The organism is Acidipropionibacterium timonense, from assembly GCF_900605005.1.
Lineage (GTDB): Bacteria > Actinomycetota > Actinomycetes > Propionibacteriales > Propionibacteriaceae > Cutibacterium > Cutibacterium timonense.
In genome coordinates this window covers 1-15,595 of record NZ_LR027558.1, presented here as the reverse complement: position 1 = coordinate 15,595, position 15,595 = coordinate 1, and the positions used below count along the sequence as shown (strand labels likewise).

Below are 15,595 nucleotides of genomic sequence, written 5' to 3'. Positions count from 1 at the left end.
GGTGGCGCTCACGGTCGGGTGCCCACGGAAGGACGACTCACTTCTTGCGCGACAGGCTCATCGGCAGTCCGACGAGTCCCAGGACGATGACGACGCCCAGAGCGACGTGCACCCACTTGACCGGGTGTCCCATCTCTCCCAGGGCGAACTGGATGACGAGCAGCACGGCCATGCCCAGGGCATGGCCCATGACCCCGGCCGGACCGCCACGACGCTTCCAGAGGACGGCGGCCACGGCGGCGACGATGCCCGAGGCCAGGGTGAGGTAGCCGAAGCCGGCGTGGGCCTGACCCAGGTGGTGCACCCCCGAGAGCATGAAGGAGGCGATGGCGGCCTGGACGACGACCGATCCCACGGCGATCCACGCCGACCAGCGCAGGAGGGCGGGCACATCGGTGCTGGCAGGGGTGTGACTCATGGGGCCACTCTAGGCGAGGCGACACCGTCTCCGCGCATCGCGACGCTCTCAGCGAAGGGGAGAGTTCCGCCCCGCCCGGCCGTCGATGACCCACGGCGTGACGAGCGCTCCGGCGGCCACCGCGAGCACCCAGGCCGGCCAGGTGAACTGGGCCACCTGCCCCCAGGAGGCCAGGACGAGGACGGCCCCCCACAGCCCGAGGAACCCGGCCAGCAGGCCGACTCCGCCACCCCACAGGCGCTGGGCCCGATGCCGCCCGGCCAGACGGCGTCCACCCAGGGCGGCGGCCACGAGCACCGGGACGAGCAGCACGGCGGCCACCCCCAGTCCGGCGAGCATCCCGACGAGGACCCCGCCGAGGATCCCGGTCACCGGGACGGAGGGGCCCGTTCCCGACAACGCCCACAGCACCCACGACAGCCCCCACACCAGGCCGATCCCGGCTCCGGCGCAGGCCAGGGCGACGGCGGCGCGTCCGACCCGGGCCGACTCCGCCCCCGGATCGTCATTCCACCGGCGCGCGGCGCCCTTGTCATGGGCTCCGGCGACGTCGTCCCCGCCGTGACCGGTGATCCGGTCCAGCCCCACCGGACGCGGCGGGCGGCGTCGACCGCGGCTCACGAGGCCAACCCCTCGTCCTGACGGTGCCCCAGGCAACTGCAGTGGAAGGTCGTGCCGGGCCACGGACCGCCCTCGAAGGGCCAGCCGACGGTGAGGGCCCCCTCGAGGCCCGGCTCGCGGAAGAACTCCCAGCCGAAGGTCTGGCGGAAGATCTCCGGCGGCAGCGACGTGAACCCCTCGATGTCGGTGCGCTGGCTGGCATGGCAGGCCAGGGCGGTGCGCTTGACGTCGAGCAGGTCCTGCACGTCGACGGCCCAGCGCACCTCGTCCTCCGGGGTGCCCAGGGGGTTGCCGTCGTCACCGGGGACGCGGGCGTCGGGCAGGTGCATCGGACCGACCTCGGGGGTGACGGCGTCGATGACCCGGTTGAGGTGGTCACGGTTCATCGTCACCTCGAGCACCCTCGGCGGGCGCGCGGCCAGTTCGACTGCCCGCCACCCGACCTGGTGCACCTTGATGTGGTCGGGATGGCCGTAGTTGCCGTGCCAGTCGTAGCCGACGAGGGCGTCGGCGTCCTCCTCGTCGAGGACGTCGGCCAGGCTGCGCCCGGCCCGGTCCAGGTCGGCGTCGAGGAAGCTGCCCGACAGGTGGTTCTGCGGCCATCCGGTCATGCCGGAGTCGCGGTAGCCGAGCCCCACCACCCGGTGGACGCCGATGACCGACGCCGCCCGGCGCAGCTCCGCGGCGCGACGCTCGGCGACGGACTCACCCGGGCGCAGATCGTCGGGGGTTTCCCCGCACTCCCCTCCGGTGGCGGTGACGAGGACCACCCGGTGCCCGCGCCGCGCCGCCATGGCCATCGTCCCGGCGGTCGAGGAGGACTCGTCGTCGGGATGGGCGTGGAAGAAGACGATGGTGGCCATGGGGGCCATTATGTCCGCACCCTGTTCCCGACGCCGGGATCGACCGCGGGGCGGGCTGCCCGGCTCAGCGGACCCGCACCTGCGTCCCCTCGCGGGTGAAGTCCCACACCGCCCGGGCGTCGGCCGGAGCCAGGCGGGCGCAGCCGTGGCTGGCCAGTCCGGGCTGCCCGAGCGAGGCCACCGTCTGGGCCGGCGCCCCCCGGGGGTCGGTGGGGATCTGATGGAAGGCGATGTCGCCGCTGGCACCCGGACGCCGGTAGAAGGCGATGAAGTACGGCAGGGTCCAGTGGACGCCGTCCTCGAAGGACGCCGCCTTCCGCTCCTTGTACTGCACCTTGTAGTCGCCCACGGGTGTCTTCCACGGCAGACCGGTGGTCGCCATGACACGCGCCACCCGCCCCGAGCGCACGAGGTAGACGTGGTTCTCGGCCTTGATCCACAACACGTAGGTTCCCCGGCCCGCACTCGAGGGCTCACCGACCGCCAGCGACGCCGCCGGAACCGCCGCGACCGAGGGCCCCCCTGGTGCCGCGACAGGGGCTGACGCCGTGGCGGCGGGTGGGTCGACGGCCATCCCCGCCTGACGCGCTGCGGCCGCGGTGGAAGGACCGGCCGGCCCCGCCTGGCAGGCCTCGGTCCCCACGAGGGACCTGGCGCGGGCGTCGCCGGCCCCGGGGACGGCGTCGAGACAGGAGGAGGGCGTGGCCGACAGCCCCGCCGTCGCACATCCGACGAGGGGCAGGATCAACGTGACGGCCAGGGCACGGGAGCCGGACCGCCGGAGCCGAGCGGGACCACGCACGTCATCCACACTAGGACATGCGGTCGCCCACCACGAGGGGACTCGACGCGCCGGTCGACACTCCCGCGACGGCACCAGCAGCAGCCTCCGACCCGCCTCGTCCGCTCCGGGTGGACACGGGGCACACTGGGACCACGACCCCGACGGCAGGAGTTCCCATGTCCCAGACCCCCGCACCCCAGTCCCGGACCACCGCCCCGCAGGGTGAGCCCGGTTCGGCGCTCGTCATCGGCGAGGCCCTCATCGATGTCGTCGTCGACGGGTCGAGCGTCGCCGAGCATCCCGGCGGGTCTCCCATGAACGTCGCCATCGGCCTGGCGCGGTTGGGACGGCGGGTCGAGCTGGCCACCTGGTACGGCACCGACGAGCACGGCGGGGCCATCGACGCCCACCTGGAGCGCGACGGCGTCATCGTCCAGGAGCAGTCGCGGCAGGCCGTGCGGACCGCGACCGCGACCGCCACGCTGGCCGCCGACGGGCAGGCCACGTACTCCTTCGACCTCGAGTGGGCCCTGCCCCGGGCAGCCCTCACCCAGGACCACGTCGTCGTCCACAGCGGATCGATCGCCTCGGTCCTCGCTCCTGGGCGTGACGCCGTCCTGGCGGCCCTGGGCGCCGCCGGACATCGCGCCACCGTCACCTACGACCCCAACATCCGTCCCGACCTGCTCGGCGATCCCGCCCGGGGACGCCGCCTCGTCGAGGAGTGCGTCCGGCTGGCCGACGTCGTCAAGGCCTCCGACGAGGACCTCGCCTGGCTCGGTGAGGGCGCCGACCCGGAGGAGGTCCAGCGCGGCTGGCTCAGCCTGGGACCGCGGATCGTCGTCATGACCCGGGGCGGTCAGGGGGTCGTGGCCATGACGAGCGACGGCCTCGAGGTGCGGGTGCCGGCCGCTCACGTCAACGTCGTCGACACCGTCGGGGCCGGCGACTCCTTCATGTCCGGGCTCATCGACGGCCTGTGGAGCGCCGGGCTGCTGGGCGTCGAGCACCGCGACGAGCTGGGTCGCATCGACGGCGCGACCCTGCGCGCGGTCCTCGAACGCTGCACGCGCATCGCCGGGATCACGGTCTCACGGGCCGGGGCGAACCCGCCCACCCTGGCCGAGCTGGGCTGAGGGCCCCGGCCGGGGGCGCTGCGCGGCGGCCCGGACCGGTCCCCCGTGGCCGCCGGGTCTGCAAGACTGACGGGGTGAACGGCAACTTCCACTCCTGCTACGACCAGGGTTTCGCGCGGGTGGCCGCGTGCACGACGACGGTCCACATCGCCGACCCCATGAGCAATGCCGAGGGCATCATCGCGACCGCCCGACAGCTGTCGGAGCGAGGCGTGGGGGTGGCCGTCTTCCCCGAGCTGTGCCTCACCGGCTACCAGATCGACGACCTGCTCCTCCAGGACGCCGTCCTCGACGCCGTCCTGGCCGCCTTGGGAGCCATCCGCGAGGCGTCCCGCGAGCTGCTGCCGGTCATCGTCGTCGGGGCCCCGCTGCGGGCGTCCAACCGGCTCTACAACTGCGCCGTCCTCATCCATCGCGGGGTGGTGCTCGGCGCCGTGCCGAAGTCGTACCTGCCGAACTACCGTGAGTTCTACGAGAAGCGGCACTTCGCCTCGGGGGCCGACGCCGGCGACCGGATCGGCGTCATCACCCTGGACCTGCCGGCCGGCACGGGCCCCACCGACGCGCGCACCGAGCCCACCGAGGTGCCCTTCGGTGACGACCTGCTCTTCCGGGCCGTCGACATCCCGGGGCTCGTCGTCCACGTCGAGGTGTGCGAGGACCTCTGGGTTCCCGTCTCGCCCGGGTCCCGGGCGGCGCTGGCCGGGGCGACCGTCGAGCTCAACCTCTCCGGGTCGCCCATCACCGTCGGCAAGTCCCGGGAGCGGCACGACCTGTGCCAGGTCGCCTCGGCCAAGAACCTCCAGGCGTACGTCTACGCCGCCGCCGGTCCCGGCGAGTCGAGCACCGACCTGTCCTGGGACGGACAGACGATGATCTACGAGAACGGGTCCCTGCTGGCCGCCACGGCGCGGTTCGCGACCGGGCCGAATGTCGCGCTCGCCGACGTCGACCTCGTCGCCCTGCGCCAGGAGCGGACCCGGCAGGGGTCCTTCGACGACAACGCCGTGGCCCTGGGCATCGACCCGCTCGCCTGGCGCACCGTCGACTTCGAGCTCGACCCGCCGCGCACCGACATCGGTCTGGAACGCCCGGTGAGCCGCTTCCCCTTCGTCCCGGCCGACCCCGACCTGCTCGCCCAGGACTGCTACGAGGCCTACAACATCCAGGTCTACGGGCTGCGACGCCGTCTGGAGGCCATCGGCGGGGCCAAGGTCGTCATCGGCGTCTCGGGCGGGCTCGACTCCACCCATGCCCTGCTCGTGGCCGCCAAGGCCATGGACCAGGCAGGACGCCCTCGCAGCGACATCCTCGCCTACACCATGCCGGGGTTCGCCACGACCGATCACACGAAGAACAACGCCCTGGCCCTGTGTCGGGCCCTCGGTGTGCCGTGCGAGGTGCTCGACATCCGTCCGGCCTGCACCGCCATGCTCAAGGCCATGGGCCACCCGGCCGGGGACGGGGAGCCCGTCTACGACGTCACCTTCGAGAACGTCCAGGCCGGAATGCGCTACGACTACCTCTTCCGCCTCGCCAACCAACGCGGCGGGATCGTCCTGGGCACCGGCGACCTCTCCGAGCTCGCCCTCGGTTGGTGCACCTTCGGCGTCGGTGACCAGATGAGCCACTACGGCGTCAACACCGGGGTGCCCAAGACGCTCATCCAGCACCTCATCCGCTGGTGCATCTCCTCAGAGCAGTTCAACGCCGCCACCGACGAGGTCCTCGAGTCGGTGCTGGGCACCGAGATCTCCCCCGAGCTCGTCCCGGCCAGGCCCGGCGAGCAGATCCAGTCGACCCAGGCGAGGATCGGACCCTACGAGCTCCAGGACTTCACCCTGTACCACCTGCTGCGTCGCGGGATGTCGCCCAGTCGCATCGTCTACCTGTCCCACCATGCCTGGGCCGACGCCGCCACCGGTGCCTGGCCACCGGGATTCCGCGACGAGGACCGGCACTCCTACGACCTGGCGACCATCACCGAGTGGACGCGGCTGTTCCTCAAGCGGTTCGTCGCCAACCAGTTCAAGCGCTCGACGCTGCCCAACGGGCCCAAGGTCGTCGCCGGTGGGTCGCTCAGCCCCCGTGGTGACTGGCGGATGCCCTCGGACGCCGTGGCCCGCGCCTGGCTCGACGACCTGGCGACCGTCCCGGAGAGCTGAGGGGGACGTCGAGTCGAGGCGCGGCGGGTTCCTCGGGCACGGCCGGGGTGTCCCGAGCCGGGTCGCGGCAAGATGGACCCGTGACTTCTCCGCAGACGGTTGACATCACTCCTGACCTTCCCCAGTCCCCGGGGGTGCGCATCGGCATCCTCACCAGCGGCGGCGACGCCCAGGGCATGAACGCCGCGGTCCGGGCCGTCGTGCGTTCGGCCCTGTCGGTGGGCGCCCAGGTCTTCGCCATCTTCGAGGGTTACCAAGGCATGATCGACGGCGGTGACGGGATCCGCCCCTTCGGGTGGGACGACGTCGGTTCGATCCTCAACCGCGGCGGCACCGTCATCGGGACCTTCCGGTCCAAGGACATGCGCGAGCGTTCGGGCCGGCTCAAGGCCGTGCGCAACCTCATGGAGCACGGCATCGACCGGCTCGTCGTCATCGGCGGTGACGGGTCGCTCACCGGGCTCAACCTCCTGCGCAGCGAGTGGTCGGGGCTGCTCGAGGAACTCGTGGCGACCGGTGACCTCGACGCCGACGTCGCCGCCGCCCACCCCAGCCTCATGATCGCCGGGCTCGTCGGGTCGATCGACAACGACCTCGTCGGCTCGGACATGACGATCGGCGCGGACACCGCCCTGCACCGCATCGTCGACGCCATCGACGACCTCACCTCGACCGCCGCCAGCCACCAGCGGTCCTTCGTCGTCGAGGTCATGGGGCGTCACTGCGGATACCTGGCGCTCATGTCGGCCATCGCCGGTGGCGCCGACTACGTCCTCGTCCCGGAGTGCCCGCCCGAGCCGGGCTGGGAGGACCTCATGTGCGCCGAGTTGCGACGGGGCCGTCAGGCCGGACGCCGCGACTCCATCGTCGTCGTCGCCGAGGGCGCGACCGATCGCCAGGGCAACCCCATCAGCTCCGCGTACGTCCGCCAGGTCCTCACCGACCGGCTCGGCGAGGACGCCCGGGTGACGATCCTGGGGCACGTCCAGCGCGGCGGGACGCCGTCGGCCTACGACCGGTGGGCGTCGACCTGGCTGGGCTACCACGCCGTCCACGAGGTGCTCACCGCCACCCCGCAGTCCGAGGGGAGGGTCATCGGCACCCGCGGCAACCGGGTGTGCCGGGTCGATCTCATGGGAGCGGTCCACGACACCCAGGAGGTGCCGCGACTCATCGAGGCCGGCCGGTACACCGAGGCCATGCGCATGCGCGGACGGTCGTTCACCGAGATGGACGCCATCTTCACCGAGCTCGCCGAGCCGGCCCGCACGTCCACCGAGGGCACCGACCCGCGCGATCACCGGCGCATCGCGATCATGCACGCCGGCGGTCCCGCACCGGGCATGAACACCGCCGCCCGGGCCGCAGCGCGGCTGGCCATCTCGCGCGGGCACACCGTGCTGGGGATCCACAACGGTTTCGTCGGGCTGGCCAGGGCCGACATCTCCGAGCTGGGCTGGTCCGACGTGGAGGGCTGGACCGGCGAGGGAGGCGCCGAACTCGGCACTCGCCGCGAGGTGCCGACGACCGCGGACCTCTACGCCATGAGTCGGGCCCTGGAGGACCAGCGGGTCGACGGGCTCATCGTCATCGGCGGCTACTCGGCCTATGACGCCGTCCATCTCATGACGACCGAGCGGGACCGCTACCCCGCCTTCCGGATGCCGACGGTGTGCATCCCGGCGTCCATCGACAACAACCTGCCCGGCTCGGAGCTGTCCATCGGGGCCGACACCGCCCTCAACGTCATCGTCGAGGCCATGGACAAGATCAAGGAGTCGGGCATCGCCTCACGGCGCTGTTTCGTCGTCGAGACCATGGGCAAGAACTGCGGCTACCTGGCGATGATGTCGGGGATCGCGGCGGGGGCCGAGCGGATCTACCTCAACGAGGACGGGATCAGCCTCGACAAGCTCGCCGCCGACGTCCACTGGCTGCGCGAGTCCTTCGCCAACGGCCGGCGTCTGTTCCTGGCGGTGCGCAACGAGAAGGCGTCGGCCAACTACACGACCGACTTCATCGCCAAGGTGCTCGAGGAGGAGTCGCAGGGGGCCTACGACGTCCGTCAGGTGGTGCTGGGGCACATCCAGCAGGGCGGGTCCCCCTCCCCCTTCGACCGGCTGCTGGCCACCCGGTTCGCCTACCGGGCGCTCAACCTCATCGACGACGAACTCGCCGCCGGGACCGATGGGGCGTCCTTCATCGGGCTCCAGGACGGTCAGGTGCGCACCGGCGACATGCTCCTCATGCCCGGCCTGGTCGACTCGGTGCATCGGCGTCCTCGCGACCAGTGGTGGCTCCAGCTGCGCGACATCGCCCGGACGGTCTCCGACGAGGTGCGCTGAGCGGCGAGATCCTCACCGCCCCTCAGGTGCGTGGCCGGCGCCGGCCGCGGCGTGACGTCGACGATGCTCCGGACGACCTCAACTCGTCGACGTGCTGGCGGACCCGTTCGGCGGCGATGGCTCGTTGCGCGTCGAAGTCGATCGGTGTGGCGCCGGCGCGCGTCTCCCGAAGCATCCGGTAGACGACGGCCAGGAACGCCACCCAGATGGGTGCGGCGATGAGCGCGATCCGCGACTCCTCGTCGAATCCGAGGATGATGAGGATGACGACGAAGAACACCAGGCCGGCCCAGGACATGAACCGCCCCGCCGGCATGCGGAAGGCCGATTCGGCATGCCGCTGCGGGTACTTGCGCAGGTACTGCAGGTAGCACACGAGGATGAGGCCCCACACCGAGATGTAGAGCACCGATGAGACGCCGGCGACGAGACTGAAGGCGTCCATCACCGAGTCCGACAGCATGACGAGGACGATGGCCGGGGAGATGCAGAAGGCGGTGAGGATGAGCGCGTTGCGCGGGATGTGCCGATCCGACAGGAAGGCGAATCGTCCCGGGGCATTCTTCTCCCTCGCCAGGCCGTACATGACGCGAGACGTCGAGAAGACCCCCGAGTTGGCCGACGACGCCGCCGAGGTGAGGACGACGAAGTTGATGACGTGGAAGGCGATGAGGACGCCGATGAAGCTGAACATCTCGACGAAGGGTGAGTTGTTCGGGTCGATGAGGTCCCACGGCTGCACCGACATGATGACCCCCAGGGCCAGCACGTAGAAGATGATGACGCGGGCCGGGATGGAGTTGATGGCCTTGGGCAGGTTCTGCTCCGGGTCGGCGGTCTCCGCGGCGGCCGTACCGGCCATCTCGATGCCCTGGAACGAGAAGATCGCGATCTGGAATCCGGCGATGAATCCGGTGAACCCGGTCGGGAAGAACCCGCCGCGATCCCACAGGTGGGTGACGCTCGACGTCGGGGCGCCGTTCGGGGGCGTGAACCCCGTGACGGCCAGGTAGCCGCCGACCAGGATGAGCGCGATGATCGTGACGATCTTGATCATCGCGAACCAGAACTCCATCTCACCGAAGAGCTTCACCGCGACCATGTTGAGGGTCGTCAGCAACAGGACGACGCAGAGCGCGGGAATCCACTTGGGAAGGTTCGGGAACCATAGGGCCAGGTAACCGCAGATGGCCGTCGTGTCCGCGATGCCGATGACGACCCAGCACATCCAATAGGTCCACCCGATGTAGAAGCCGGCCCACGGCCCGATGAGGTCGGTCGCGAAGTCCGCGAACGACTTGTACGCGAGGTTGGACAGCAGGAGTTCGCCCATGGCCCTCATGACGAAGAACAGGAAGAACCCGATGATGAGGTAGACGAGAAGGATCGAGGGTCCGGCCAGGTGAATGGTCCGACCCGACCCCAGGAAGAGTCCGGTACCGATGGCTCCGCCGATGGCGATGAGCTGGAGGTGACGGTTCTTGAGCCCCCGGCTCAGTTCCTTCGCCTCGTGGCCCACCGTGCAGTGGGGCCGAATCATCTGACTCGTCTCCGCCGTCCAGTACTCCGCAGTCTCGGTCGACGCCGACCCGTCCGACTCGTCCGGGGCCGATTCCCTGATGTTGGTGCTCATGAATCCCTCCACGATGAGGTGACTGGCGCGTCCGCGACGATGTGAGGTCACGAACACGTCCAGACCGCTCGTCCTGGCACCCATCGACACACCCTGAGATGTGGACGTCGCCCACTTTCTCCCTGGGATGCAACCCATGCCAGGACGCCCGACTTTTCATCACTGTAACTCCCGGATTCGCGATGTCACGATGAATGACGACACACTTTCCGCACCACGGAACGACGCCATGGAAGATATTGAATCGTGACATTCCGTGGGGTGGTGTCCACATATCATGGACTGGATTTTTCGCCTGACGAAAGGGTCTCGAGTTTCCGGGGGTCCTCTGCCTGCCCACCCGACCCAGGAACACCGCGCACCCAGACGTCGATGCTTGTCAGCGCCAACACGAAGATGTCAGTCGGGGCCGACGGGGCCGCGTTGGCCGTCGTCACGGCGGCGGTTAGCATGAAGCTGAGTCGAGTGACTTGCCGACGTTGTTGTCGGAGAACGCTCATCAAGGGAGAAGGGCATTATGAGGATTGGTGTTCCGACCGAGATCAAGAACAATGAGTTCCGGGTGGCGGCGACGCCGGCTGGTGTTCATGCGATGGTGTCGCATGGCCATGAGGTGTTCGTGCAGGCTGGTGCCGGTTTGGGGTCGTCCATTGCGGACCAGGAGTATGTGGCCGCGGGTGCGACGATGGTCGATGATGTCGACAAGGTGTGGGACGACGCCGAGATGATCCTCAAGGTCAAGGAGCCGATCGAGGCCGAGTACCACCGGATGCATGAGGGACTGCTCCTGTTCACCTACCTGCACCTGGCCGCCGACGAACCGTTGACCCGGGAACTGCTGGACCGCAAGGTCACCTCGATCGCCTACGAGACCGTCGAGCTGGACGATCACTCCTTGCCGTTGTTGTCTCCCATGTCGGAGATCGCCGGGCGCCTGTCGGTGCAGGTCGGGGCGAACTGCCTCATGCAGCCCGCCGGCGGCAACGGCACCCTGCTGGGTGGGGCCTCGGGAGTCCACAAGGGTGAGGTCGTCGTCCTCGGTGGCGGCACCGCCGGCCTGTGTGCCGCCCGGGTGGCCGACGGCATGGGCGCCACGGTGACGGTCTACGACGTCAACGTCGCCCGAATGAGGTACATCGAGGAGATGAGCGGCGGCCGGATCCGCACCGAGTACTCCTCCCCGCTCGCGGTCGAGACGGCCTGCAGGAGCGCCGACCTGGTCATCGGCTCGGTCCTGGTGCCCGGCGCCCGGACCCCGCACCTGGTGAGCAACCAGACCGTCGCGACGATGCGGCCCGGATCCGTGCTCGTCGACATCGCCATCGACCAGGGCGGCTGCTTCGAGGACTCCCACCCCACGACCCACTCGGACCCCACCTTCAAGGTCCACGACTCGGTGTTCTACTGCGTGGCCAACATGCCCGGCGCGGTCCCCCACACCTCGACCCTCGCCCTGACCAACGCCACCATGCGCTACTGCACCCTCCTGGCCGACCAGGGCTGGACAACCGCCTGCCAGCACCGCACCGACCTGCTCCGCGGCCTGACCACCCACGACGGCAAGCTCCTGTCCGCCCCCGTCGGCGAAGCCCTCGGCATCGACACCACCACCCCCCAGGAAGTCATGGCCTGACCCCACCCCGACAGACCCCACCAGAGCCTGCCGACACACACCACACCGTGAGGATTCACCCCCGGAACCCCCGAGAGTGAATCCTCACGGCTGTGTCTGGACGACGAGGATCCCGTGAGCTACTCTGAAGAAGTCATCAGAGGTCTGATCACGCAGGAGTGCTCACATGACCATCCCACTGGACCAACTCACCGCCAACCTTCCGACCGCTCCCCGCGTCACCGCCGAGGAGGTGGCGGAGACCGCCTGCCCGGTGCTCGTCGTCCTCGACGACGACCCCACCGGGACCCAGTCCGTCCATGACCTGCCCGTCATCACCGGGTGGACGGTGGACGACCTGGCCTGGGCGCTGGGTACCGGAGCCCGCGCCGTCTACGTCATGACGAACTCGCGCAGCCTCGCCCCCGGCGACGCCAAGCGGGTCAACGAGGAGGTCGTCCGCAACGGTCTGGAGGCCGCTCGCCGTACCGGCGCCGAGGTGGCCTTCGTCTCCCGCTCCGACTCGACCCTGCGCGGTCACTTCCCGCTCGAGCCGGACACCATCTGTGACCTCCTCGCCGTCGAGGGGATCGAGGTCGACGGAATCGTCGTCGTTCCTGCCTTCCCTGACGCCGGGCGCATCACCATCGACTCGGTGCACTACGCCGGCAACCCGGCCACGGGCTACGTCCCGGTCGGGCAGACCGAGTTCGCCGCCGACGCCTCCTTCGGGTACCGGTCCTCCAACCTCGCCGAGTGGGTCGAGGAGAAGTCCTCGGGCCGATGGAAGGCCGACGACGTCCTGCCGATCACCCTGGGCACCCTGCGCGGTCCGCGGGAGGACCTCGTCGCGGCGCTGTCATCGGCACACGACCGTCAGCCGATCGTCGTCGACTGTCTCGAGGAGAACGACCTGCGTCTGCTGGCCCTCGGACTCGCCGGCGCGGAGGCCAACGGACGCAGGTACGTGCACCGCGTCGGTCCTCCCTTCGTGCGCGCCCGCATCGGTCAGGAGGCACGGGCCCCGCTCACGGCGGCCGAGTGCGCCCCGCAGGCCGGCGCGACCCAGGACACCACCGGCGCCCGGGGCGGCCTCGTCGCCGTCGGGTCCCACGTCGGCCTCACCAAGCGCCAGGTCCAGACCCTCAAGGACGAGTTCGGTACGCCCGAACTGCTCCTCGACGTGCCGACCATCCTCGAGCCGACGACCCGCGCGGCGGAGATCGCCCGCGTCGCCGCCGAGGCCGCCCAGCGGTTGCTCGAGGGAACCGTCATCGTCCGGGCCGGTGGCGAGCTCGTCGTCGGGGTCGACGCCGACGACTCCCTGCGTATCGCCCGGTCTGTCTCCGACGCGCTCGTCGAGACGGTCCGGACCATCCTCGCCACCCGTCCGCCACGGTTCGTCATTGCCAAGGGTGGCATCACTTCGTCCGACGTCGCCTCCAAGGGCCTGCAGGTCCGTCACGCCCTGGTCCGCGGACCCATGCTGCCCGGCATCGTCTCGATGTGGGAGCCGGTCGACGGCCCCGCCCGGGGCATCCCCTACATCGTCTTCGCCGGCAACGTCGGCGACGAGACCTCCCTGGCCACGGTCGTCGCGACCCTCCAGGACTGACCCATCCAACCCGATCGAAGGAGATCATCATGACCAGCACTGTCGCCATCCTCGGTCTTGGAGCCATGGGGCTCCAGATGGCCACCCACCTGTCGAGGACCTTCACCGTCCACGGCTACGACATCAACCCCGACCGCACCGCCCTGGCCGTGGCCGAGGGGGTCCTCGCCTCCACCAGCGCCCGCGAGGCCGCGGCCGCCAGCGAGGTCGTCCTCTTGGCCGTGCGCAACCCGGCCCAGCTTGAGGACGTGCTCTTCGGGCCTGACGGGGTCGCCGAGGTCATGGCCCCCGGCAGCACCGTCCTGCTCACCTCCACGGTGGGACGCGACCCGGTGGTCTCCGCTGCGCGTCGGCTCGAGGAGCGCGGCATCGGCATCGTCGACGCCCCCGTCTCGGGTGGCCCGACCCGCGCCGGCAAGGGTGACCTGCTCGTCGTCGTCGGCGCCGACGACTCGGCCTGGGACAGGGCCAGTGATGTCCTCGACGCCATGGCGTCCACCCTCGTGCGGGTGGGTGACGAGCCGGGTGCCGGGCAGGCCATGAAGACCGTCAACCAGTTGCTGTGCGGGGTGCACATCGCCGCCGCCGGCGAGGCGCTCGCCCTGGCCCGGGCCCTGGGGCTCGACCCGGAGCAGGCCCTCGGGGCCCTCATGGCCGGCGCGGCCGAGTCGTTCATGCTGGGCGACCGGGGGCCGCGGATGCTCCACGCCTACGACGGTTCCGAGGTGGAGGTGCGCAGCCGCCTCGACATCTTCGTCAAGGACATGGGCATCGTCACCTCGGCCGCGAAGTCGGTGGGGCTGTCGACCCCGGTCGCCGCTGCCGCCGAGCAGCTCTACCTGCAGGGTGCGAGCCGCGGAATGGCCGGGATCGACGACTCCCAGGTCATCAAGGTGGTCGCCCCCGACGAGGGGTGAGGGCTGTGTCGACAACGGTGCTCCTCCTGCTGGCGGTCGCCGCGATCGCCCTGCTGCTCGTTCTCGTCATCAAGGCGCGCATGAGCGCCTTCGTGGCGATGCTGCTCGTGTCCCTCCTGCTGGCCCTGGTCACCGGAGTGCCGTTGGGAAAGGTCGTCAAGACCCTGACCGACGGGATGGGATCGACGCTGGGTTCAGTCGCCATCGTCGTCGGCCTCGGCGCCATGCTCGGCGCAGTCATCGAGGCGGCTGACGGTGCCCGGACGCTCGCCGAGCGGTTCACTGCCGTCCTGGGTCGCCATCGGGTCGCCGCAGCGATCACGGCCGCCGCCTTCATCCTCGGCATCCCGATCTTCTTCGACGTCGGCTTCATCATCCTCGCGCCGATCGTCTTCGGCTTCGCAGCGGTGACCGGCACGAAGCTGTTGCGGATCGCGCTTCCGGTGGCCGCCGTCATGCTCACGGTGCATGTCGTCGTCCCGCCACATCCCGGGCCGGTGGCAGCTGCCGCGACCCTCAATGGCGACGTGGGCCTGGTCACCCTCGTGGCGCTGCCGGTGTGTGCGGTGGTCGGCGTCGTCGGCTACCTCGCCTCCAAGGTCATGAAGACCGACGAGATCGTCCTAGGGGACACCCCGATCGGCAATCAGGTAGCCGATCATGACGTGACGACCATCGACACGCACGCGAGTGGCCACACCGGAACTGGGACGGTCGTTGCACTCATCCTGACGCCGATCCTGCTCATCATGATCGGGACGGTCGGCAAACAGTTCTCCACCGCCGGGACCCTGACCGCCGACGTCCTCGGCCTCGTCGGGTCACCCCTGGTGGCCCTCATGGTCGCCGTCCTGCTGGCCTACCTCGTCATCGGTCACCAACAGGGCTGGGACCTGGGTACCCGGGGGCAGATCCTCGACTCCGCCCTGCCCAATGTCGCGGTCATCGTCTTCGTCACCGGCGCCGGCGGCGTCCTGGCCTCAGTGCTCGTCGCCAGCGGCGTCGGCAAGGCGCTGTCTGACGCGCTCGTGGCCGCCCACCTGCCCCTGCTGTTGACGGCCTTCGTCATCTCACTCGCCCTGCGAGCCAGCCAGGGGTCTGCAACGGTGGCGATCCTCACGACCGCCGGCCTCTTGTCGAACTCCGTGGCAACCGGGGGTCACAGCTCGCTCCAGGTGGCCCTCGTGCTCATGGCCATCGGCTTCGGCGCGCTCGGCCTGTCGCACATCAACGACTCCGGGTTCTGGATCGTCACCAAGTACACCGGTCTGACCGTCAAGGACGGCCTCAAGACCTGGACCGTCCTGTCGACAATCTGCGGACTCACCGGATTCCTCATCACCTGCGTACTGTGGGCGATCGTGTCCTGAGTGGTCCGCTCGCAGCAATGCCGTGAGGATTCACTCTCGGGGGTTCCGGGGGTGAATCCTCACGGTGTGGTGTGTGTCGGCAGGCTCTGGTGGGGTCTGTCGGGGTGGGGTCAGGC

12 protein-coding genes are annotated in these 15,595 nt (G+C 70.0%); 7 read left to right on the top strand and 5 right to left on the bottom strand.

Annotated elements, in window-relative coordinates:
• Positions 1–37 precede the first annotated feature (37 nt).
• The 4 genes from E0E30_RS00060 to E0E30_RS00045 form a co-directional block, all read right to left on the bottom strand.
• Positions 38–418, bottom strand: coding sequence for a hypothetical protein (locus tag E0E30_RS00060; protein WP_130864550.1), 381 nt, complete (start codon positions 416–418; stop codon positions 38–40).
• 48 nt (positions 419–466) lie between these two features.
• Complete coding sequence (locus tag E0E30_RS00055) at positions 467–1,039, bottom strand: hypothetical protein (RefSeq protein WP_130864549.1); 573 nt, start codon at positions 1,037–1,039, stop codon at positions 467–469.
• Positions 1,036–1,902, bottom strand: coding sequence for a PIG-L family deacetylase (locus E0E30_RS00050; RefSeq protein WP_245306444.1), 867 nt, complete (start codon positions 1,900–1,902; stop codon positions 1,036–1,038). The genes E0E30_RS00055 and E0E30_RS00050 overlap by 4 nt, the downstream gene beginning before the upstream one ends.
• Before the next feature lie 64 nt (positions 1,903–1,966).
• Positions 1,967–2,704, bottom strand: a complete 738-nt coding sequence (locus tag E0E30_RS00045; protein ID WP_245306443.1) for a L,D-transpeptidase — start codon at positions 2,702–2,704, stop codon at positions 1,967–1,969.
• 158 nt (positions 2,705–2,862) lie between these two features.
• Here E0E30_RS00045 and E0E30_RS00040 point away from each other — a divergent pair, with 158 nt between their 5' ends.
• The 3 genes from E0E30_RS00040 to E0E30_RS00030 all read left to right on the top strand — a co-directional run bounded on the left by E0E30_RS00040 (position 2,863) and on the right by E0E30_RS00030 (position 8,332).
• On the top strand, positions 2,863–3,822 hold the full coding sequence (locus E0E30_RS00040; RefSeq protein WP_130864547.1) for a carbohydrate kinase family protein: 960 nt from the start codon (positions 2,863–2,865) through the stop codon (positions 3,820–3,822).
• A 74-nt stretch (positions 3,823–3,896) separates the two neighbouring features.
• Positions 3,897–5,987 carry an NAD(+) synthase gene (locus E0E30_RS00035; protein ID WP_130864546.1) on the top strand — a complete coding sequence of 697 codons (2,091 nt, stop codon included), beginning with the start codon at positions 3,897–3,899 and terminating at the stop codon, positions 5,985–5,987.
• Positions 5,988–6,067: 80 nt separating this feature from the next.
• On the top strand, positions 6,068–8,332 hold the full coding sequence (locus E0E30_RS00030) for a 6-phosphofructokinase (protein ID WP_130864545.1): 2,265 nt from the start codon (positions 6,068–6,070) through the stop codon (positions 8,330–8,332).
• Positions 8,333–8,354: 22 nt separating this feature from the next.
• Here E0E30_RS00030 and E0E30_RS00025 read toward each other — a convergent pair whose 3' ends face one another.
• Positions 8,355–9,872, bottom strand: coding sequence for an amino acid permease (locus tag E0E30_RS00025; protein ID WP_130866633.1), 1,518 nt, complete (start codon positions 9,870–9,872; stop codon positions 8,355–8,357).
• 610 nt (positions 9,873–10,482) lie between these two features.
• Here E0E30_RS00025 and ald point away from each other — a divergent pair.
• The 4 genes from ald to E0E30_RS00005 all read left to right on the top strand — a co-directional run bounded on the left by ald (position 10,483) and on the right by E0E30_RS00005 (position 15,479).
• On the top strand, positions 10,483–11,598 hold the full coding sequence (gene ald / locus E0E30_RS00020) for an alanine dehydrogenase (protein WP_130864544.1): 1,116 nt from the start codon (positions 10,483–10,485) through the stop codon (positions 11,596–11,598).
• Positions 11,599–11,764: 166 nt separating this feature from the next.
• Positions 11,765–13,192 (top strand): four-carbon acid sugar kinase family protein, encoded by a 1,428-nt coding sequence (locus E0E30_RS00015; protein ID WP_130864543.1) that lies wholly within the window; start codon positions 11,765–11,767, stop codon positions 13,190–13,192.
• A 29-nt stretch (positions 13,193–13,221) separates the two neighbouring features.
• Positions 13,222–14,109 (top strand): NAD(P)-dependent oxidoreductase, encoded by an 888-nt coding sequence (locus tag E0E30_RS00010; protein WP_130864542.1) that lies wholly within the window; start codon positions 13,222–13,224, stop codon positions 14,107–14,109.
• Positions 14,110–14,114: 5 nt separating this feature from the next.
• Positions 14,115–15,479 carry a GntP family transporter gene (locus E0E30_RS00005; protein ID WP_130864541.1) on the top strand — a complete coding sequence of 455 codons (1,365 nt, stop codon included), beginning with the start codon at positions 14,115–14,117 and terminating at the stop codon, positions 15,477–15,479.
• The last annotated feature ends 116 nt before the right edge of the window (positions 15,480–15,595 follow it).

Bases quoted from the DNA above. Each gene is read 5' to 3' on its own strand.
- E0E30_RS00040 (WP_130864547.1), top strand. From the start codon at position 2,863: ATGTCCCAGACCCCCGCACCCCAGTCCCGGACCACCGCCCCGCAGGGT.
- E0E30_RS00050 (WP_245306444.1), bottom strand. From the start codon at position 1,902: ATGGCCACCATCGTCTTCTTCCACGCCCATCCCGACGACGAGTCCTCC.
- ald (WP_130864544.1), top strand. From the start codon at position 10,483: ATGAGGATTGGTGTTCCGACCGAGATCAAGAACAATGAGTTCCGGGTG.
- E0E30_RS00015 (WP_130864543.1), top strand. From the start codon at position 11,765: ATGACCATCCCACTGGACCAACTCACCGCCAACCTTCCGACCGCTCCC.
- E0E30_RS00010 (WP_130864542.1), top strand. From the start codon at position 13,222: ATGACCAGCACTGTCGCCATCCTCGGTCTTGGAGCCATGGGGCTCCAG.
- E0E30_RS00025 (WP_130866633.1), bottom strand. From the start codon at position 9,872: ATGATTCGGCCCCACTGCACGGTGGGCCACGAGGCGAAGGAACTGAGC.
- E0E30_RS00060 (WP_130864550.1), bottom strand. From the start codon at position 418: ATGAGTCACACCCCTGCCAGCACCGATGTGCCCGCCCTCCTGCGCTGG.